This is a genomic window from Streptomyces zagrosensis (genome assembly GCF_014203645.1).
Taxonomy (GTDB): Bacteria; Actinomycetota; Actinomycetes; order Streptomycetales; family Streptomycetaceae; genus Streptomyces; species Streptomyces zagrosensis.
Map to the genome: position 1 here is coordinate 326363 of NZ_JACHJL010000004.1, position 18690 is coordinate 345052.

Consider the following 18690-nt stretch of genomic DNA (forward strand, 5'->3'; position numbering starts at 1 on the left):
CGCGCACCTTCTGCCGCTTCTGCACTGGTGCCCCGCCCCCGGCCTCCGCGCGGGGCTCCGAGGGGCCGCCTCGGCGCTGTCAGCAGCCCATCGTCCCGGCATCCGTGCGGCGCGTACACGCGGTGCCGCATCCCCGCGTATGGCGTGCCGGAGCGCCCTTGCGCGCAGCGGGACAATGGAACGCGGCACTCGACTCTGGAGGTACGTACATGTCCAAGCCGCATCCAGCCCCTCATCCGCGCAGTAGCCCAGCGCGGCGCCTTAAACCCGCGCCGTTGCTCTTCGAGCCATCCGAGGCCGCCGCGGACCCCGAGCACTTCTTTGATCTGGAGTCGGTCGAGGACCCGCGTGAGTTGCTGGCGCGTTCGACGGAGCTGACGCTCGCCTTCCGGGCGGCGGCAGAGCGGGCGACCGAGTACCAGGCGATGGCGGCTGCGCAGCTCGCCGACCCCAAGCGCTTCGACCGGCTGTCCATGGCCATGATCGCCGAGCGGGCGGATTGGACCGAGGACTATGCGCGGAAGATGGTCGAGTTCGGGCGCGAGCTGATGCGGGACGGCGCCGTGAGCGAGCCGTAGCCGGCCCGGCCCCACGGCCTCCCCGGGCGGCACAACCTGGGCCCCGGCGCCCCGGTGATCGCCGGGGCGCTCGATGACCAGGCATGTGCGCCGCAACACGGTCGGCTGGCATATGGCACGGGCGGTCCTCGTGTCCGGGCCGATCTGGTGATCAGGCCCGGTCACGGCCCCCGCTCATCCCCGCGGTCATCGGACACGGTTTCGAGATGACTGGGGCACATGCCGGGCGAGTTGGCAGGCGGGGCAAGATACTCCGTGCTGCCCCGCCGTGTCCTAGTTTCCGGAATTCGCCCAAAACGGAAACTGAACGCCCGGTAAGTATGTCCGACATGACCAGTACGAGCGACAGCACTAGCGGCGGCGGCAGAGACGGCATCGATATCCCGCTCCCGAAGAGATGCGGGTCCGGACGCATGGCGAGGGGCGGGACGAGGAACGGGGCTGCGGGCGAGGGTGCGGCGGCCAGCGCAGGGTGCGCAGCCCTACCCGATCCGAGCCCAGGCCCGATCGCGTACGACGGTTCCAACACTGGTCCCGGCGCGAGCGTCGGCTCGCACTCCGCGGCGGGGCGTGGGCCCGAGGCCCCCGACACCGCGCCCGAGCGCAAACACGGCAGCCTGCACCGCACTCCCCCGGATACGTGCCACACCCGAGCGTCCGACCACACGGCGGAGGAGAGCCGCACACCGGGCGGAAGCCACCTGCCGGACGGAAGCCACACGCCTGATGGCCGGCGCACGCCGGCTGAGGCGGGTACCCCGGGGCCGGGCCAGACCCGCAGTGGAACCCACACCCCGGGCGGCAACCGCCCACCGGAGGTGGGGCGCGCACGGGAGCCAGCTCGCGCCCCGGAGTTAGGACCTCGGCGGGAGCGGGCATCGCGCCCTCTGCCGGAGGCGGCCGGCTTGCCCGAGCCGCGGCCCGCACGGGAAGCGAGCCGCACAGCGCAACCGCGGCCCGTGGTGACGTCTGCCGGGGCGGACTGGCTCGCATCGGCGAGCGCCTTCCCGCGTAGCGTGCACGCGCTCTGGTCGGCCCGGCCCACCGCTCCCAGCGTGCTGCCCTGCGGCACGGCGTTCGATGTGGTCAGTGCGCCCGCCCTGTTCGGGTGTCGGATGGTCGATCGGCTGTGGTCCGATGGCCCGGGCTCGGGCCCGGTGGCCGTGCAGCGCGGGCGGGTGCTGATGTTCACCCGGCCAGGTGTCGCCCAGCGACTGCCGGCCCTGCTCAGTTGGGAGGAGTGGGGCGCGGGCGTGCCACCGCTGCTGTGTCATGGCGTCGGAGACGCGGTGACCATCCCGCCATTGCGCGCCCCGGAGCCGCCCGGCCTCGACGGCGTAACGCAATCGGACGGGCCGCTGATGGACGCGTTCCTCGCGCACCGGGCCGGCCCCGGGGGACACCCGGCGAACGGACCACACCATGACCCGGCGGACCCGGCCCCGGCCCTGGAACTGCTCAGCGACGTGGCGACGCCGTATGCGACACGCCTGGAACATCAGCATCAGGCCCATCCGGGGCTCCCGCGGCCGGGGCACCACGTCCGAGGTGAAGGAGCCGTCCCGGCCTACGACGCGTACGGCGCTGAGCTCCAGCACTCCCCGACGCCCTCGGGCCAGGGGGCCAGCGGGCGCGCCCACCCTCGTATGGCGGCCCCGGGCCCGCACCCTCTCGACGCCCCGAGGACTCCAGCGTCGCCGGGGCCGCAGGAACCGCAAGGGCTGGCGGGGCCGACCGGGCTGGCGGGGCTAGAGGGTCTAGGGGGGCTAGAGGGGCTAGCAACACCGGCGGAGTCGGCGGGCAGGCGCCGCTCCCCCGCGCCTGGCTCCGCTTCGCGGTGGCTGGTGGCGCCGGAGGTGCGCCACCCCTGGCTGCCCGGACCTGAGGTGCTGCTGTGGGCGTGTGTACGGGCGGTCCGCAGCCAGGCCCGGAGCGCAGCCGCCGGCACCGCTGTGACCAGGGCAGGCGCCGCCAGGCGTGGCTGAGCGCAACAGCCGTTACCGATTTTCATTCCGCCGGACCCGGGTGCTAAGGTTTTCCACGTCAGCGCGCGCCGCTAGCTCAGTTGGTTAGAGCAGCTGACTCTTAATCAGCGGGTCCGGGGTTCGAGTCCCTGGCGGCGCACCTGAGAAAGGCCCTCGTACTTCGGTACGAGGGCCTTTTGCCATGTCGATGGCCTTCGCCTCCCCTGACCTGTTGCCATTCCGCCGGCCTTCTTCCAGCCTCCGTCGCGCCCCGGGACCGCGCCCCCGCGGCGCGGCTCAGCCCGTGGGCTTGTTGGTGACCTTCACCGTCCAGGTGGCGCCCTGACCCTCGGTGCCGTCGTCGGTGTGGTCGTCGGCGAGGGTCATGTCCTCAACGCTGACCCGTACGCCGTCCTCCGCCGCGACATAGCTCTCGCCGACATCGAGCGTCGCGTCCGCGAGAGCCGGGTAGACCGAGGCGCTCGCGCACGCCCGCGTGCCGGGATGCCCGTCGATGACCTCTATGGGGCCTTCGGCGGATGCGGTTTCGCTGCGTACGCGATAGATCAGTACGCCCTCCGAGCAGGTGCCCGCGTCATTGCCGTACGCGCCGCGCGCCTCGATGGCCAGCGCACGGTTGGGCCCGGTGCGGACCACCACCAGTCGGGTGTGCCCAGCGTGGCCCGGGACGCGGCCCGCGCCCAGGGGGTCGAGGGTGTGCAGGCTGGTGCCGGAGCGGTGGATGCAGGCGACCTGTCGCCCACCGAGCCAGCCAAGCTTCCACTTGTGCCAGCCGAAGGGCTCAGGCGCCATGCCGAACTGGCTGCCCATGAGGTCCCAGTCACCGACGTGGGTGTCCCAGTCGCCCTTGCCGTCGCTGGGCCGGTGGTAGAGGTCGGGCAGGTCGAAGACGTGCCCGGTCTCATGGGCGAGGACGTTGTGGTCGGGCGGGTGCTGCTCGAAGACGGTGACCAGGCGGCGCAGCCGGGTGTTGTCCAAGGTCAGCGGCCGATCGAGGTTGACCACCTTGGTGGCGTCCGCGTCCACGCCCGGGGCGTTCGGGTCGGCGACGAGGTAGATCAGGTCGTAGCGGCTGAAGTCCACGGCCGGGTCGGCGGTGGCGAGCGCGTCGCTCAGGTAGGCGGCGCGCCGGTCACTTCCCCAGTCGCGCTGTATGGCGTACGAGGTGGACGCGGCCGGCATCGTCAACCAGTGCCGCATGGGGTGGGCCCGTAGGTCGAATGTCCCGTACGAGGCCCGCTCGAAGAACCGGGAGGTGCTGGGAAAGTGGTCGGCGGCCAGTTCGGTGGGGGTGAGGGTGGGCTTGGCGTCGGGGAACGACAGGAAGATCATGACGGCGTCGAGGGAGCCCGTGGGGCGCGGGTAGTCCGCGTTCCAGGTATCCACGCCTTCGGAGTGATGGGCGTCGGTGCGCTCCAGGGCGCACGGGCCGCCCGGCCCGACCGCGACCGCGGGACCTGCGACCACGGTGGTGGCGATGACGGCGCTCAGCGAGGTCAGGACCGCCGCCGCGCGGCGAAGCGGCCCCACCCCGTCGGGTACAGGCGAACGCACCACAACGACCTCCCCGGATGGATGAGAGGGCACCTCACCCACCCTGGGGGGATTTGCTCGGGTACGCCCTGTTCCACACGACCGGTCGAGTGACATGGCCGCCATGCGGGTATGTAACAGAAAGTCACAGCCGGTCAATTGAAAGCTGGGATCGTGCACGGTCCGCCAAAAGCAGTCATTCTCTTGCCTGCGACCGAAGGTGACGCCGTTGATCACGGCGGTGTCGCTGGAATGGCCGAAGCGCAAACCTCTATGATCGCCACATTTCCAGCGCGAATTCCCTCTCCGGGTCGCCCGCATCGGTGGCCCGACGCCCGGTATGCGACTGACCCACACCCTGTACGAGACGAGCGCCTTGCGGGAGCGAGCGGTGAGCGGATCTCTCGACGGCCAGAGCGGCGCGCTGAGCGCGACCCTGCCGAAGATGACGGAACGTAACGCGCCACTGAGTGAGTACCGCGCCGCCTTTCACGCAGCGCATGTTGCGATGGCTGTCGTCAACCGTGAGGGGGTGGTGATCGCCGCGAACGCGGCACTCGGAGCACTGCTCGGCGCCGACCCTGAGCAACTGCGCGGCGCCGTCGCCGCGGACCTCGCTGACCTGCGGGAGGACCCGCGGCTGCGGAGTGCCTACCGTGAGGTGTTGCGCGGACGGCACGATCGGCTGCGCTGCACCCGGCGGTTGCGGGGCCGCGACGGCCGCTCTCGGTGGGCCGAGATCACCGTCGTCCCCCTGCCCGAGGACCGGGACCTGCCCGCCGACCGGCCACCGGACCTGCGGAAGGAACGGCGTACGGACCTCCGCCCTGACCGGCACCCCGATATGCAGCCGGACCGGCGTGCGCAGTCGCTGGACGAGCCGCGGTCGGTGCTGCTGACCATCGTGGACGTCAGTGAGCAGCATGATCTACAGGCCCGGTTGCGGCACTTGCAGATGCACGACTCGGTGACCCGGCTGCCCAATCGAAGCCTGTTCTTCGAGCGGCTGGCCAGCGCCCTGGAGTCGGCCACCGTGGTGCCAGGCAATGGGCAGCCGCCGCGCCCACCGGGCGGACCCACCGTGCTGCACGGCGACGGCGAGGGCGACGCGCCATGGGGCGGGCTGCCCGATTGGCCGCCCGGCGCGCAGCCGCCACCCGCCCGATCCGGTGCCGCGGACGGCGAGCCGACCCCGGCATTGACTCAGCACGGCGGTGGGCCCCAGGCCAGGCGCAGCGGGCGGGTTGGGCTCTGCTATCTCGACTTGGACGGCTTCAAGGCCATCAACGACACCCTCGGGCACCGGGTCGGGGACGAACTGCTCGGCGCGGTGGCCCAACGGCTGACGGAATGCGCCGCGCCGGGCGGGCATCTGGTGGCCAGGCTGGGCGGTGATGAGTTCGCGCTGCTGGTCACCGACTCGACCGGCACCGACCAGCTCACGGAGTTGGCGCACGCGCTGCTTGTGGCCCTCCAGCGGCCCTTCGATGTGTCCGGGCACCGGCTGACCGTCTCGGCCAGCATCGGCGTCGTGGAGCGACTGGCCGCCGGGACACACACCACTGCCCTGATGCAGGCCGCCGATACCACGCTGTACTGGGCCAAGGCGGACGGCAAGGCCCGCTGGGCACTCTTCGACCCGGAGCGCAACGCCCACCGGATGACCCGGCAGGCCCTGTCCAGCACGCTGCGGCAGGCCGTTGAGCGGGGCGAATTCGTGCTGGAGTACCAGCCGCTTGTGGGCCTTGATGACGGTGTGGTGCACGGCGCCGAGGCGCTGGTGCGGTGGCGCCATCCGCAGTTCGGGCTGCTAGCGCCGAATCGGTTCATCGGATTGGCAGAGGAGAACGGCGCCATCGTGCCGCTGGGCCGCTGGGTGTTGAGGACCGCGTGCCGGCAGGCTCGGCACTGGCAACTGGCTCATCCCAAGCAGCCGATGCGGGTCAGCGTCAATGTCGCGGTGCGGCAGGTCTGGGACTCGGACCTGGTCGCCGACGTGGCGGCGACGCTCGCCGAAACCGGGCTACCGGCCGAGTTGCTGCAACTGGAGCTCACCGAGTCCGCCGTGATGGGCTCGGCGGGCCGCCCGCTGCAAGCGTTGCAGCAGCTCAGCGACATGGGGGTGACCATCGCCATCGACGACTTCGGGACCGGCTACTCCAACCTGGCCTATCTGAGCCGGCTGCCGGTCTCCTCGCTCAAGCTGGACGGTTCCTTCGTACGGGGCTTCCGAGCGGAGGAACATCCCAATCCGGCCGACGAAACGATCGTGGAAGCGCTGGTGCAACTCGCCCACCGGCTGGGCCTCACGGTGACCGCGGAATGCGTGGAGAGCGCCGAGCAGGCGGAACGGCTTGGCCGCATCGGGTGCGATACGGGGCAAGGCTGGTTCTTCTCCCGCCCGGTGGCGCCCGAACAGATCTCCGCCCTGCTGCGGGCGGAGGGTTGAGGGCTGCGGGTCACGGGGTGCGGCGGGCCGCGGGTCACGGGCTGCGGGCAGCCGGGGCCTGGCGCGGGTGGCGCGGGCCCGCCGGCAGTGGCCGGCGCACGCCCGTGCGGCGGCGTTCAGGTCGCCGCACGGGCCCGCACGGGCGCTGGGCGCGCTAGGTGCTCTGTTCGGGGAGGTTGTGGACGGGTGAGCTAGGCCGCGGCCGGCGCCGTGAGGCCGTACGTGTCGGCGATCAGCTCGTACGAACGGAGCTTCGCCTGCGCGCTGTGCACATTCGCCGTGATCACCAGCTCGTCCGCGCCCGTGCGCTTGACCAGCGCGTCCAGGCCCTCGTGCACCGCCTCCGGGGTCCCGTGGACGATGTGGGGGATGTGGCTGTCCACGAACTCGGCCTCCGCCCGGCTGAATGCGTAGCTCTCCGCCTCCTCCGGCGTCGGCACCAGGCCCGGCTTGCCGAGTCGCAGTCGAATCATGGCCAGGGCACCGGTCATCACCTGGCGCCTGGCCTCCCGCTCGCTGTCGGCGGCGAGTGCGGCGACACCGATGGACGCGTACGGCGTATCGAGCACGGCCGATGGCCGGAACGAGGAGCGGTAGAGATCGAGCGCCGGGATGGTGTTGGCGGCGGAGAAGTGGTGCGCGAAGGAGAACGGCAGCCCGAGCGCGCCGGCGAGCTGGGCGCTGAAGCCGCTGGAGCCCAGCAGCCAGACCGAGGGCCGGTTGGTGGACTGCACCCCGCCGGGCGCCTTCGCCTGGATGGGGCCGGGGATGGCGTGGATACGCGCGTACGGATGGCCGTCCGGGAAGTCCGCGTCGAGGAACTTGGTCAGCTCGGCGAGTTGTCGGGGGAACTCGTCGGCGCCCTCGGCGAGCCGCTCGCTGCGGCGCAGAGCGGCGGCCGTGGCCCCGTCCGTCCCGGGCGCCCGGCCGAGCCCTAGATCAATGCGCCCGGGCGCCATGGCCTCCAAGGTGCCGAACTGCTCGGCGATGACCAGCGGCGCGTGGTTGGGCAGCATGACGCCACCCGAGCCGAGCCGGATGCGCTCGGTGTGAGCGGCGAGGTAGGCGAGGATCACCGCGGGCGACGAACTGGCGACGCCCGGCATCGAGTGGTGCTCGGCCACCCAGTACCGGTGGAAGCCGCGCCGCTCGGCGAGCTTGACCAGCTCCGCAGAGGTGCGCATGGCATCGCTTGCGGTCGCTCCGCTGCCAACGGTCGCCAAGTCCAGTACGGACAGCGGTACGGGTGCGCTGCCGCTCGCCGTTCCTCGAATTGTGTCCACCGGCGTCGTGCCTCCTGTAAGTCGCGTACGTGCCACAGATGGCAACCGGAGAAACACTCCGCTTATTCCCGTACCGCAGGTTCTCCTTCCACCAAGCGGGACTTGGCCAAGCGGTCAGGGTGCTCCCCGGCACGGCCCGATGCTGTAGTGGCGCCACGCCGTCGTGACGCGCCCGCGCCATCGCGCCACCGCACTTGAAGAGTCCGACACTAGGCCCGACGCCGGCCTGCCGCGCCCGCTGCCCTTGCCCTGTTGCGCCCGCTGCCCTGCTCCCCTGCCGCGCTCGCTGCCCTGCTCCCCTGCCGCGCTCGCTGCCCTGCTGCCCTCACCGTGCCGCGAACAGCTGGCCCAGCCGCGGTGCGCCGACCGTGCGGCCCGTAAGGCGCAGCCCCTCCCAAGCCGTGACCTGGTTCGCGGTCAGCACCGGCTTGCCGATGGCGGACTCAAGGGCGGGGAGGTGGGCCGCCGTGTGGAGCGCCGTGTCGGGCAGCAGCACCGCCTGCGCGTCGGGGTGGTCGCCGGTGCGGGCGAGGTGCAGCACCTCGTTCTCGCCCCAGGTGCCGACCTCGGCGGCCGTGATGATGCCGCTACCGCGCGTGGACACGACCTCGATGCCGGCGGCCTTGAGGAATGCCGCGAAATACGCGGCGACGTCCTCGGGGTAGGTGGCCGCGACGGCAACCCGCTCGGCGCCGATGGCCCGCGCCGCCCGAGCGAAGGCGAACGAGGTGCTGGACGCGGGCGCCCCGGCGGTGGCCGCCAGCTCCCGTACCTGCTGGCCCGCGCCCTCCCAGCCGAAGACGAAGCTGGCGCTGGTGCAGGCCCAGACGACTGCTTCGGCGCCGTGCTTCCTCAGCTCCGCGGCCCCGGCTGCGAGTCGGGCCGCCGAGCCCATCTCCAAGAGCGCGTCCGCCCGGTGTGCGTCTTCACCGATATCGGTATGGACCAAGGGCAGCCGAATATCGCCGCCGAGCAGGCTCTCCAGACGCGGATAGTCATCTTCCGCCGAGTAACCGGGGTAAAGGAATCCGACCGTCGTCACGCGCTGTCTCCTCATCGCCGTTCTCTCGCCCTACGGGACGTACTCGCCGCTCTCCCCGTCCGCTATTCGGCCCCCAGCCTCCGGGAATCGATCATTGTCTCCGCCTTTACCGCTTGACGCCGCTACCGTTCGGGCGGCGCCTTTTGGGACCAACCCTTTGCAGGCAGAAGCGGAACGGGGCTAAAAATCGTCGGTACGGGGCTTGGCCAAGCCGGCAAGAGCGGGGCGAGCCGGGCGCGTGCTTGTCCGGGGCCGTCCAGCCCAGACCGCGCTCGTCCAGGCCCGCCCGGCCTCGGGCCCCCGGTCATGGCCCGTACGGTGGCTGCCCGCCGTAATCCTCCCGATAGGGCGGCGGATCGAGGCCATCGGATGTCTCCGGCTCCGGGCCGCCCGGTGGCCCCGCGAACGCCTCCTCCGGCTCAGGAGCCGGCTGGGCTGCCATCGCGGCCGGGCCCGAGCGCGCGGCCGGGTCGATCAATGCCTGGTAGGGCCCGATCGGGTCGGCGCCGATCGCCCGCAGCGCCGACCACATCGTCACCTGGTTCGCGGACAGCACCGGCATCCGCAACTCGGCCTCAAGCTGCGGGATCACGTCATAGGTGGGGAGGTTGGTGCAACTGATGAAGAGCGCGTCCACGGACCCGACCACCGCGAGCCGCGCCATGTCCACCACGTCCCGGTAGGGCACCCGCCAGATCTCGCGGGTCAACCCGAGGTAGGCCCGTCCGACGACGGCGATCCCCGACTCGGCCAGGTACTCCTCCAACGCGTCCGTAACCGACTTCGTATAGGGCGTGACCAGGGCGATACGGCGCGCCCCGATCTCATCGAGCGCCGCGAGCAGCGCGCCCGACGTGGTCAGCGACGGCACGTCACCGGCCTGGGTCATCGCCGCGCACATCGCCCGCTCACCCGGTACGCCGCCGACGAAACTGCCCGATGTGCAGGCGTACGCGACGACTTCGGGCGCGACCGCGCACAGCGCCTGCACGGCCGAGTGCAGCGTCTCGTGCTCGCTGACGATCCGGGCCAAATCCAGGCTCACCTCGACCGGGACGAACGGTGTCCTGGTCACATGGAGCGAGACCTCATCCGGAACCCAGCGCCACAGTTCACGGTCGAGCGCGAAATCGAAGGGCGCCACAACGCCCACGCCACGCTGTTGCTGTGGGCCACCCAGAAAGGAGACGTCCATTTTTCGAGCCCCAATACGAACGCCGGGCTTGGGCCATTGGCCAAGGGAAACGAGAGCCGGGGGAATGCCGGGACGTCGGGATAAGAACCGTTGTTGACGACGGTAGTTTCTGCTGCCTAGCGTGGTCAATCCTCATATCTCTAGCGATTTACGGCGCCCCCGAACAGCCAACCCGCTCGACGTTCCAGAATGGTTTCCCGCCCATGTCTGAAAGCACCGTTGTCGTCCTTGGCGACACTCCCCCCGTGCGGCTCGATCGGCTGTCCGGCCGCGCTCGTGTGCTGGTCAGCGACGCGGACGCGCTGCCGGAACTACTTCCGGCGGCCGATGTGCTGCTGGTGTGGGACTTCCTGTCGGATGCCGTACGCGACGCCTGGCCCGGCGCGGGGCCACGGCCGCGGTGGGTGCACGCGGCGAGCGCCGGTGTCGATCGGCTGCTGTTTCCGGAGCTGATCGAGTCGCAGACGGTGCTGACCAACGCGCGTGGCCTCTTCGATCAGCCGATCGCCGAGTACGTCGCCGGCTTGGTGCTCGCCTTCGCCAAGGACCTGCCCGGCACCTGGGAGCTTCAGCGTCAGCGCCGTTGGCGGCATCGTGAGACGCGTCGGCTGGCCGGTACGCGGGCGGTGGTCGTGGGTGCGGGGCCGATCGGGCGGGCCATCGCCAGCACGCTGGGGGCACTGGGCGTGCGCGTGGAATTGGTGGGGCGTTCGACACGCGAGGGCATTCGAGGGGCGCATGAGCTGAACGGGCTTCTCCCCACCGCCGACTGGGTGGTGTGCGCGGCGCCGCTGACGCCGGCGACGCGGGGGATGTTCGACCGGGAAGCGTTTGCCCGGATGGCACCCTCGTCGTACTTCATCAACGTGGGCCGCGGCCCGTTGGTGAGCACGCAGGAGTTGCGTACCGCGCTGGTCAGCCGGCGCATCGCCGGGGCGGCTCTCGACGTCTTCGAGGAGGAGCCGGTGCCGTTGGACAGCAGGCTGTGGGACACCCCAGGACTGCTGATGTCGCCGCATATGAGCGGTGACACGATCGGCTGGCGTGACGATCTCGCCCGCCAGTTCCAGGACAACTACGACCACTGGGCCGCGGGCGAGCCCCTGTTCAACGTGGTGGACAAGCAACTCGGCTACGTTCCCGGATGACGCCCACGACGCCGTACGCGGGCCGCGGGCCACCCGCACTCGCTGCTCTGCGACCCCGCCGGTGGGCCGACCGGCACCACCGCTCGCGCGACTTTGCCCGGAGGGCCGGATGACCGATCTTTGCGACCTGACAGCAGTTGAACTGATCGAGGCGTACGAGGCGCGCACCGTGTCTCCGGTCGAGGCCACCCGGGCCGTCCTGGAGCGGATCGAAAAGATTCAGCCCCGGGTGAACGCCTTCGCCCGGGTGGACGCCGATGAGGCGCTGCGGCAGGCGGCGCAGTCCGCCGGGCGGTGGGCGCGTGGCGAGCCGCGGGGGCTGCTCGACGGGGTGCCGGTGTCGGTGAAGGACATACTGCTGCTCCGCGGCGGGCCGACGCTGCGCGGCTCGCTCACCATCCCCGAGGACGGCCCGTGGGCGGAGGACGCGCCCGCGGTGGCCAGGCTGCGCGAGCACGGCGCCGTTCTCCTCGGCAAGACGACCACGCCCGAGTTCGGCTGGAAGGGCGTGACCGACAGCCCGCGCCACGGGGTGACCAGCAACCCGTATGACGCTGGGCGCACCGCGGGCGGATCGAGCGGGGGCAGTGCGGCGGCGGTGGCCCTGGGCGCGGGGCCGCTGAGCCTGGGCACGGACGGTGGGGGCTCGGTGCGCATTCCGGCGTCGCTGTGCGGGGTCTTCGCGCTGAAGCCGACGTACGGGCGGGTTCCGCTGTATCCGGCGAGCCCGTTCGGGACGCTGTCGCACGTGGGCCCGATGACCCGGGACGCGGCGGACGCGGCCCTGCTGATGGACGTGATCACCGGCGCCGACTGGCGGGACTGGTCCCAGCTCGCGCAGCCCACCGGTGGCTTCCGGGCGGCGCTCGGTGGATCGCGCGGAGGTCTTAGTGGCGCGAACAGTGGCGCGCACAGCGGCGCGCTGAGCGGGCTGCGGGTGGCCTTTAGCCCTGCACTTGGCGGGGTGCCGGTGGACGCGGAGGTCGCGGTGGCGGTGCGGCGTGCGGTGGGTGTGCTGGCGGAGCTCGGCGCCGAGGTGGAGGAAACGGAGCCGGGGTTCAGCGACCCGGTGGAGGCGTTCCATGTGCTGTGGTTCAGCGGGGCGGCGCGCGTGGTGCAGCCGCTGGACGCGGAGCGTAGGGCGTTGCTGGACCCCGGCTTGCGTGAGGTGTGCGCGCAGGGCGCCGCGTACAGCGCTTTGGACTATGTGGCGGCGGTGGACGCGCGGATGGCGCTCGGGCACACCATGGGCCGCTTCCACGCGACGTATGACCTGCTGGTGACGCCGACGCTGCCGATCACCGCCTTCGAAGCGGGGGTTGAGGTGCCGGCGGGCTCCGCACACCGCAGGTGGACGGGGTGGACCCCGTTCACCTACCCGTTCAATCTCACCCAGCAGCCCGCCGCTTCGCTGCCGTGTGGCCTGTCGTCGCAGGGGCTGCCGATCGGTGTGCAATTGGTGGCCGCGCGGCATGCGGACGCGCTGGTGTTGCGCGCCGCGCACGCGCTGTACGAGGCGGGCCTTGCAGACGCGGTACGGCCGCCTGCGCCCGGTGCGGCTAGCGCTTCCTCAAACTCGGCTAGGCCCGCCGGAAGTTGAGGGACTCCCCCAGCGCCCCCGCACGCCAAAGGTCCTGGCATGCCTCGGCCATCGGATCGAGGCCGTCAACGACGGCACCCCACACAATGCCTGGCACCCAGCCGGCGTCACCATTGATCAGCAGGTTGTTGCGCTCGTAGAACAGCGCCAGATCGATGACATGGTGCTGGACCGGCCGCAAGGGCGCGGGGGCTTCGCCCGCGCCCTGCGCGGGAGCCCCTGCCGCGCCCCGCGCAGAGGCCGCACGCGCCGCCTCGTAGCCATAGGACGCCGTACCCAACTGCGTCTCGGTGAAGGTGAAATAACACAGATCCCCGGGAATTGGGGTGACGGTCGGATTCTCCAGGGGCGGTTCCTGCGGCGCGAAGGGCGGCAGCAGGGTGTAGATCTCGTTGCGCGCGTACTTCGCGTGGTAGACGTCGCCGCCCAGCGGCAGCGCATTCCAGACAGCGTCGCAGGTGACGGGCGCACGGTCGGTGAGCAGCTTGGCCGTACAGCGCACTCCGCGCTTATCGAGCGAGACTTCAATGAATCGGTCGGTCACCGATCGCTCCTCTCGGTCGCTTTCCGGAATCCATCGTGCCGCAAGAGTCCAGGTCACGGGCCACCGTCCGGCTACATCAAGGGCTGGAAACGATCTGCATAACTTCGGCCAAGTCGGGTAGCGACGCGCCCATGGCTTCACCACCAGGGGTTAACAACGGAAAAGGGTTCGCACGGCGCTCGCTGCTTGCGGGTGGCGCTGCTCTGGGTCTGCTGGGAGCGGTCGGCTGTAGCCGGGTCTCCAGCGCTGACGCCAAGAACGGGGGGAATTTGCTGGACCGGCTCACGGCACAGGGCACGGTGCGGCTGGGGATAGCGGGGGAGATCCCCTTCGGTTACATCAACAGGGACGGGGACTTCACCGGGGAGGCGCCGGAGATCGCCAAGGTGATCTTCAAGCGGCTTGGGGTGCGGAGCGTACAGCCGGTGCCGACCGAGTTCGCGTCGCTGATACCGGGTCTGCGGTCCCAGCAGTTCGACGTGGTCTCCGCCGGGATGTACATCAATCCGCCCCGCTGCGAGCAGGTGATCTTCTCCGACCCCGACTACCAGATGCTCGACGCGTTCATCGTGGCCAAGGGGAATCCGAAGAAGCTCCGCAACTACCAGGACATCGTGCGCTCGGGCGCACGCATGGCCAGCGGCACCGCGTACGCCGAGATCGAATACGCGGTGGTCGCGGGGGTCAAGCGGTCCGCCATCACCGTGCTCCCCGACCAGCTCGCCGGCCTCCTCGCGGTGGAGCAGGGCCGGGTGGACGTCTTCGCGGGGACCTCGGTGACCGTGCACAACGTGGTCAAGCAGCGCAACAGCCGCAAGGCCGAGGCGACCGAGCCGTTTCAGCCCAAGGACGCGGACGGCAAGCCCGCGATCGGCGCGGGCGGATTCGCCTTCCGCCCGGAGGAAACCAAGCTCCGGGACGCCTTCAACGTGGAGCTGCACAAGATGAAGAGGAGCGGCGAACTCCTGCGCATCATGCGGCCGTTCGGCTTCACCGAGACGGAGATGACCGACCTGACCGCCAAGGAGCTGTGCTCATGACAGCAGGATTGTGGGAACACTGGCTCCTCCCGGGCATCTGGATCACCATCCAACTCACCCTGTACAGCGCTTTGTTCGCCACCGCCGTCGCCTTCGGCATCGGCATACTGCGCACCTCGCGGCTGTGGATCGTCCGGTTCCTCACCGGCTGCTACGTCGAGATCTTCCGGGGCACATCGGCCCTGGTGTTGATGTTCTGGCTGTTTTTCGTGATGCCACTGGGCTTTGAGATGCAGCTCGTACCGATGTGGGCCGCGGTTCTTGCGCTGGGCCTGACGTACGGCGCGTACGGCTCCGAGATCGTGCGCGGGGCGCTCGCCGCGGTCGCTCCGGCGCAGCGGGAGGCGGCCATCGCGCTCAGCTTCACGCCGGCGCAGCGAATGCGGCGGGTGATCCTGCCGCAGGCCATTCCCGAGATGATCCCGCCGTTCAACAACTTGCTGATCGAGCTGCTGAAGGCGACCGCGCTGGTCTCCGCGGTGAGCGTCGCGGACATCACCTTCGCCGCACAGCTCTCGCGGCTCGCCACCGGGGAGAGCCTGGAAATCTACTCGATCATCCTGGGCCTGTACTTCGTACTCGCCTTCATCCTCACCCGGCTGATGCGGCTGCTTGAGCGCAAGGCCAAGGCCAACATCGGCCAGGCGCCGCCCAAGAGCGGCCTGGTCACCCGCAAGCTGTCCGCGCAACAGGAGACGGCTCAGTCCTCCGGCACCGTGGTCTCCGGAGGTGCCCAGTGACCTGGGACTGGGACGTCGCCAAGGATTTCCTGCCCGAACTGCTCGACGGGCTGCTCATCACGTTGCAGGCCACCGCGCTCGGCTCGGTGCTCGCCTTCGCGCTCGGACTCGTGTGGGCGATGGCCCTGCGTTCACCGACGCGCTTCGTGCGCTGGCCGGTGGGCGTGTTCGTGGAGTTCATCCGCAACACCCCGCTGCTCGTTCAGCTCTTCTTCTTCTACTGGGTGCTGCCGACCTGGGACATCAAGTTCTCCGCGCTCACCACCGGCGTGGTCGCGCTCGGCCTGCACTACTCGACGTACATCGCCGAGGTCTACCGAGCGGGCATTGACGGCGTGCCGGTCGGCCAGTGGGAGGCGGCCACCGCGCTGAGCCTGCCGCGCGGCCGGACCTGGTTCATGGTGATCTTGCCGCAGGCCATCCGGCGCGTGGTGCCGGCCCTTGGCAACTACGTCATCGCGATGTTGAAGGACTCCCCGATGATCGCGCTGATCGGCGTGACCGACATGCTGCAAAACGCCCGGTCGGAGGGCGCCACGTCCTTCCAGTACATCGAGCCGTACACGATGGTCGGCATCGCCTTCATCCTCATTTCGTACCCGGCATCCTTGTTGATGCGAGCCCTGGAGCGTCGTCTTGGCCACTGAGATCACCACCCCCAACCCTGCCGTGGACGGCGGCGAGCTGATCCGCTTCGACAACGTGACCAAGCGGTTCGGCACCAACACGGTCCTGGACAACCTCGACTTCACGGTCGCCTCCGGCAAGCATGTGACGCTCATCGGCCCGTCCGGCTCCGGCAAGACGACGATCCTGCGGCTGCTGATGACACTGCTGCGGCCCGAAGAGGGCACCATAACGGTGGACGGCGACTACCTCACCCACGAGTCCAAGAACGGCAAGCTGATACCGGCGGGCGAGAAGCACACCCGCGAGGTACGCAAGAAGATCGGCATGGTCTTCCAGCAGTTCAACCTCTTCCCGAACATGCGGGTGCTGCGCAATGTCACCGAGGCACCGGTGCACGTCCTGGGCATGGGCAAGGAGGAGGCCGAGGAGCGCGCTCGCGGTCTGCTCGACCTGGTGGGGCTCGGCGACAAGTGCGACGCGTACCCCACGCAGCTCTCCGGCGGGCAGCAGCAGCGCGTCGCGATCGCCAGAGCGCTGGCCATGCGGCCCCAGGTGCTGTTGCTCGACGAGGTGACGTCGGCGCTCGACCCGGAACTGGTCGCGGGCGTCTTGGACGTACTGCGCGACCTCGCCCATACAACAGACATCACGATGCTGTGCGTGACGCACGAAATGAACTTCGCACGCGACATCTCCGACGACGTGCTGATGTTCGACGCCGGGCGGGTGATCGAGTCCGGGCCACCAGAAAAGATCTTCAGCGATCCGGAGCACGAGCGGACCCGCGAGTTCCTCAGCGCCGTCCTCTGAGCTCTAGGACCGGGGAATGGCCGCCGCGTGACGCGCAGGCGAACGCGGTCGGCCAACTCCGAACTGATTTGCATATCCGTGCCTGTGGCATATGCCAGTGTGGCGCTTTCCTGCTGAGCCGGGGGTAACGCACCAGTAATTCCCTCAACAAGCCCGCCACGGCCACCGTTTGACGGCTATCGTGGTACGAAGCTCCGCTGCTGCGTTGCTAGCTACCCATCGACCGTGACCAGCAGCGACAGCAACACCGCAAGCGGTCACAACCTGGTAGGGGGAAACCGTGGCGCCGAAGCCCGATCCGGCCGCACCACTGAACTCGGTGCGGCATGCCCTGCGGGTGCTGGAAATGGTCTCCGAGCACTCCAACGGCGTCAGCGACGGCGAGATGGCACGCCGTCTCGACCTTTCCACCGGGCAGCTCGCCGAGCTCCTGACCATGCTGCACCGCGAGGGCTACGTGGAGCAGACGACCGACCGCGCCTACATCAGCGGCGAGGCCCTACTGGTCCTCGGCGGCAACGGCAAGGACCGCCACCACGCACTGCACGAAAAGCTTCAACGCACGCTCACCGCGCTGCGCGACGCGGTCGGGGCCGCGGTGTACATCAGCCGGTATATCGACGGCGAAGTAAAGATCACGCAATACGCGGACGGCCCGAACGCGCCCAAGGTGAACGAGTGGGTGGACTTCAGATCCGCGGCGCACGCCAGCGCGATCGGCAAATGCCTGCTCACGCAGCTCGACCACGACGGACGCCGCGACCACCTCTCGCGGCACAAGATCGTACGGCTGACGTCGCGCACGACGACCAACGAGCGGGTGCTCTTCAGCAAGCTGGACAGCCAGCCCGCGACGGTCCCCATGCTCGACCTCCAGGAGTACGCGGTGGGCACGGTTTGCGCCGCCGTCCCGATCACGGCGGGCCGCGCGGTCGGCTGCCTGGCGCTGTCGCTGCCGGTAGAGCACGCGCACCGGCTCAAGCAGGCGGCGTACGCCCTCAATCGTGAGGCCGCTCCGGTGCTGCTGTCGCTGACGCTCTGAACCGGCGGCCCTGCCGGGCGGAGCCGACATATCAACGAGCCCCGCAGGTCACGGCGGGTGGGGGGCGAATGAGGTTGGTCCAGAGCACCCCTGGCAAGCGGGTATTATCGTCCCCGTCAACGCGCGCCGCTAGCTCAGTTGGTTAGAGCAGCTGACTCTTAATCAGCGGGTCCGGGGTTCGAGTCCCTGGCGGCGCACTGTGCGTGACACAGCAAGCGGTGGGGCCCTCGGAGATCTCCGAGGGCCCCACCGCCGTGTCGGGCCGCCCCGGGGCCGAGGTGGCCTCGGCCAAGGTTTCTCCGTAAAGAGTCGCCGGCACGCACCGTCATGGCCGATGTCCACTGCCACTGCCGATATGCACCGTCCTGGCCGGTACGCGCAGGCATTGCTGGTACGCACCGTCACGACACCGCGGGCCGCTGCCACTGTCAGTGCGGGGTGCGAGACTGCTTGGCATGATCGAAACGAAGCCGAAGGCGGACCTGATCCGCTATCTACAAACGGCCCGAGACGCCTTGCTGTGGAAGCTCGACGGGCTTTCGGAATATGACATCCGGCGTCCGCTGACGCCGACTGGCACCAATTTGTTGGGGCTCGTCAAACATGTCGCCGGCGTGGAGCTGGGGTACTTCGGTGAGACGTTCGGACTGCCATACCCCGGCGGTCCGCCCCCCGGCTTCGAGGACGACGCCGAGCCCAATGCGGACATGTGGGCCACCGCTGATGAGTCCCGCGAGCAGCTTGTCGAGCTCTACCACCAGGCATGGAAGCACTCGGACCACACGATCGCCACCCTGCCGCTTGACGCGATCGGTCACGTGGCCTGGTGGCCGGAGGAACGAAGCGAGGTGACCCTGCACCAGATACTGGTGCACGTGAGCGTCGAGACCCACCGGCACGCCGGCCATGCCGACATCGTGCGCGAGCTCATCGATGGGGCCGCCGGGATGCGGGCGAGCAACGAGAACATGCCGCCGGGTGATCAGTCGTGGTGGGAGAACCACCGCAGCCGACTGGAGCGCGTGGCGCGGGAGTCCCACCGCGGCTGAAGCTTGCGCCGCCTGCCCCGGC

Annotated in this window: 15 protein-coding genes, 2 tRNA genes and 1 pseudogene; 13 read left to right on the forward strand and 5 right to left on the reverse strand. The window is 69.9% G+C overall.

Annotation, left to right across the window (positions count from 1 at the left end):
- Positions 1–209 precede the first annotated feature (209 nt).
- The 3 genes and pseudogenes from FHS42_RS10385 (at position 210) to FHS42_RS10395 (ending at position 2702) form a co-directional block, all read left to right on the forward strand.
- A complete protein-coding gene (locus FHS42_RS10385) occupies positions 210–578 on the forward strand; it encodes a DUF8844 domain-containing protein (RefSeq protein ID WP_184571273.1) in 369 nt (122 codons plus the stop codon).
- Between the two features lie 905 nt (positions 579–1483).
- Positions 1484–1900, forward strand: a pseudogene (locus FHS42_RS10390) (bifunctional DNA primase/polymerase); the annotation flags it as partial.
- A 728-nt stretch (positions 1901–2628) separates the two neighbouring features.
- Positions 2629–2702, forward strand: a tRNA-Lys gene (locus FHS42_RS10395).
- Between the two features lie 137 nt (positions 2703–2839).
- Here FHS42_RS10395 and FHS42_RS10400 read toward each other — a convergent pair.
- A complete protein-coding gene (locus tag FHS42_RS10400; protein ID WP_312866814.1) occupies positions 2840–4120 on the reverse strand; it encodes a M6 family metalloprotease domain-containing protein in 1281 nt (426 codons plus the stop codon).
- Positions 4121–4487: 367 nt separating this feature from the next.
- On the opposite strand from FHS42_RS10400, the gene FHS42_RS36875 reads away from it, so the two are divergent.
- A complete protein-coding gene (locus tag FHS42_RS36875) occupies positions 4488–6545 on the forward strand; it encodes a putative bifunctional diguanylate cyclase/phosphodiesterase (RefSeq protein WP_376772561.1) in 2058 nt (685 codons plus the stop codon).
- A gap of 191 nt (positions 6546–6736) precedes the next feature.
- Here FHS42_RS36875 and FHS42_RS10415 read toward each other — a convergent pair whose 3' ends face one another.
- From FHS42_RS10415 to FHS42_RS10425, 3 genes are all read right to left on the reverse strand, one after another.
- The gene (locus FHS42_RS10415; protein ID WP_312866815.1) at positions 6737–7828 is read right to left on the reverse strand and encodes an LLM class flavin-dependent oxidoreductase; all 1092 of its coding nucleotides are present in this window, start codon (positions 7826–7828) and stop codon (positions 6737–6739) included.
- 325 nt (positions 7829–8153) lie between these two features.
- On the reverse strand, positions 8154–8870 hold the full coding sequence (locus tag FHS42_RS10420) for a maleate cis-trans isomerase family protein (protein ID WP_184571277.1): 717 nt from the start codon (positions 8868–8870) through the stop codon (positions 8154–8156).
- A 304-nt stretch (positions 8871–9174) separates the two neighbouring features.
- The gene (locus FHS42_RS10425; RefSeq protein ID WP_184571279.1) at positions 9175–10065 is read right to left on the reverse strand and encodes a maleate cis-trans isomerase family protein; all 891 of its coding nucleotides are present in this window, start codon (positions 10063–10065) and stop codon (positions 9175–9177) included.
- Between the two features lie 203 nt (positions 10066–10268).
- Between FHS42_RS10425 and FHS42_RS10430 the strand changes: the two genes are divergently transcribed.
- The gene (locus FHS42_RS10430) at positions 10269–11213 is read left to right on the forward strand and encodes a D-2-hydroxyacid dehydrogenase (RefSeq protein ID WP_184571282.1); all 945 of its coding nucleotides are present in this window, start codon (positions 10269–10271) and stop codon (positions 11211–11213) included.
- 109 nt (positions 11214–11322) lie between these two features.
- The gene (locus tag FHS42_RS10435; protein WP_184571284.1) at positions 11323–12813 is read left to right on the forward strand and encodes an amidase; all 1491 of its coding nucleotides are present in this window, start codon (positions 11323–11325) and stop codon (positions 12811–12813) included.
- On the opposite strand, the gene FHS42_RS10440 is transcribed toward FHS42_RS10435, so the two are convergent.
- Positions 12794–13357 (reverse strand): DUF3830 family protein, encoded by a 564-nt coding sequence (locus FHS42_RS10440; protein WP_184571285.1) that lies wholly within the window; start codon positions 13355–13357, stop codon positions 12794–12796. The two genes, FHS42_RS10435 and FHS42_RS10440, sit on opposite strands and share 20 nt — an antisense overlap.
- Before the next feature lie 131 nt (positions 13358–13488).
- On the opposite strand from FHS42_RS10440, the gene ehuB reads away from it, so the two are divergent.
- From ehuB to FHS42_RS10475, 7 genes are all read left to right on the forward strand, one after another.
- On the forward strand, positions 13489–14397 hold the full coding sequence (gene ehuB / locus FHS42_RS10445; RefSeq protein WP_184571287.1) for an ectoine/hydroxyectoine ABC transporter substrate-binding protein EhuB: 909 nt from the start codon (positions 13489–13491) through the stop codon (positions 14395–14397).
- A complete protein-coding gene (gene ehuC, locus FHS42_RS10450; RefSeq protein ID WP_184571289.1) occupies positions 14394–15137 on the forward strand; it encodes an ectoine/hydroxyectoine ABC transporter permease subunit EhuC in 744 nt (247 codons plus the stop codon). Before ehuB ends, ehuC begins: the two co-directional genes overlap by 4 nt.
- On the forward strand, positions 15134–15784 hold the full coding sequence (ehuD, locus tag FHS42_RS10455) for an ectoine/hydroxyectoine ABC transporter permease subunit EhuD (RefSeq protein WP_184571291.1): 651 nt from the start codon (positions 15134–15136) through the stop codon (positions 15782–15784). Before ehuC ends, ehuD begins: the two co-directional genes overlap by 4 nt.
- 22 nt (positions 15785–15806) lie before the next feature.
- Entirely contained in the window at positions 15807–16577 is a 771-nt protein-coding gene (gene ehuA / locus FHS42_RS10460; RefSeq protein WP_184571641.1) for an ectoine/hydroxyectoine ABC transporter ATP-binding protein EhuA, read from the forward strand.
- Between the two features lie 280 nt (positions 16578–16857).
- The gene (locus FHS42_RS10465; protein ID WP_184571293.1) at positions 16858–17619 is read left to right on the forward strand and encodes an IclR family transcriptional regulator; all 762 of its coding nucleotides are present in this window, start codon (positions 16858–16860) and stop codon (positions 17617–17619) included.
- 123 nt (positions 17620–17742) lie between these two features.
- Positions 17743–17816 (forward strand) — tRNA-Lys (locus tag FHS42_RS10470).
- Positions 17817–18074: 258 nt separating this feature from the next.
- Positions 18075–18668, forward strand: coding sequence for a DinB family protein (locus FHS42_RS10475; protein WP_184571295.1), 594 nt, complete (start codon positions 18075–18077; stop codon positions 18666–18668).
- Positions 18669–18690: the final 22 nt, after the last annotated feature.

Excerpts from the sequence above, each read along its gene's own strand:
- FHS42_RS10435 (WP_184571284.1), top strand. The coding sequence starts at position 11,323 with ATGACCGATCTTTGCGACCTGACAGCAGTTGAACTGATCGAGGCGTAC.
- ehuB (WP_184571287.1), top strand. The coding sequence starts at position 13,489 with ATGGCTTCACCACCAGGGGTTAACAACGGAAAAGGGTTCGCACGGCGC.
- FHS42_RS10430 (WP_184571282.1), top strand. The coding sequence starts at position 10,269 with ATGTCTGAAAGCACCGTTGTCGTCCTTGGCGACACTCCCCCCGTGCGG.
- FHS42_RS10425 (WP_184571279.1), bottom strand. The coding sequence starts at position 10,065 with ATGGACGTCTCCTTTCTGGGTGGCCCACAGCAACAGCGTGGCGTGGGC.
- FHS42_RS10475 (WP_184571295.1), top strand. The coding sequence starts at position 18,075 with ATGATCGAAACGAAGCCGAAGGCGGACCTGATCCGCTATCTACAAACG.
- FHS42_RS10385 (WP_184571273.1), top strand. The coding sequence starts at position 210 with ATGTCCAAGCCGCATCCAGCCCCTCATCCGCGCAGTAGCCCAGCGCGG.
- ehuC (WP_184571289.1), top strand. The coding sequence starts at position 14,394 with ATGACAGCAGGATTGTGGGAACACTGGCTCCTCCCGGGCATCTGGATC.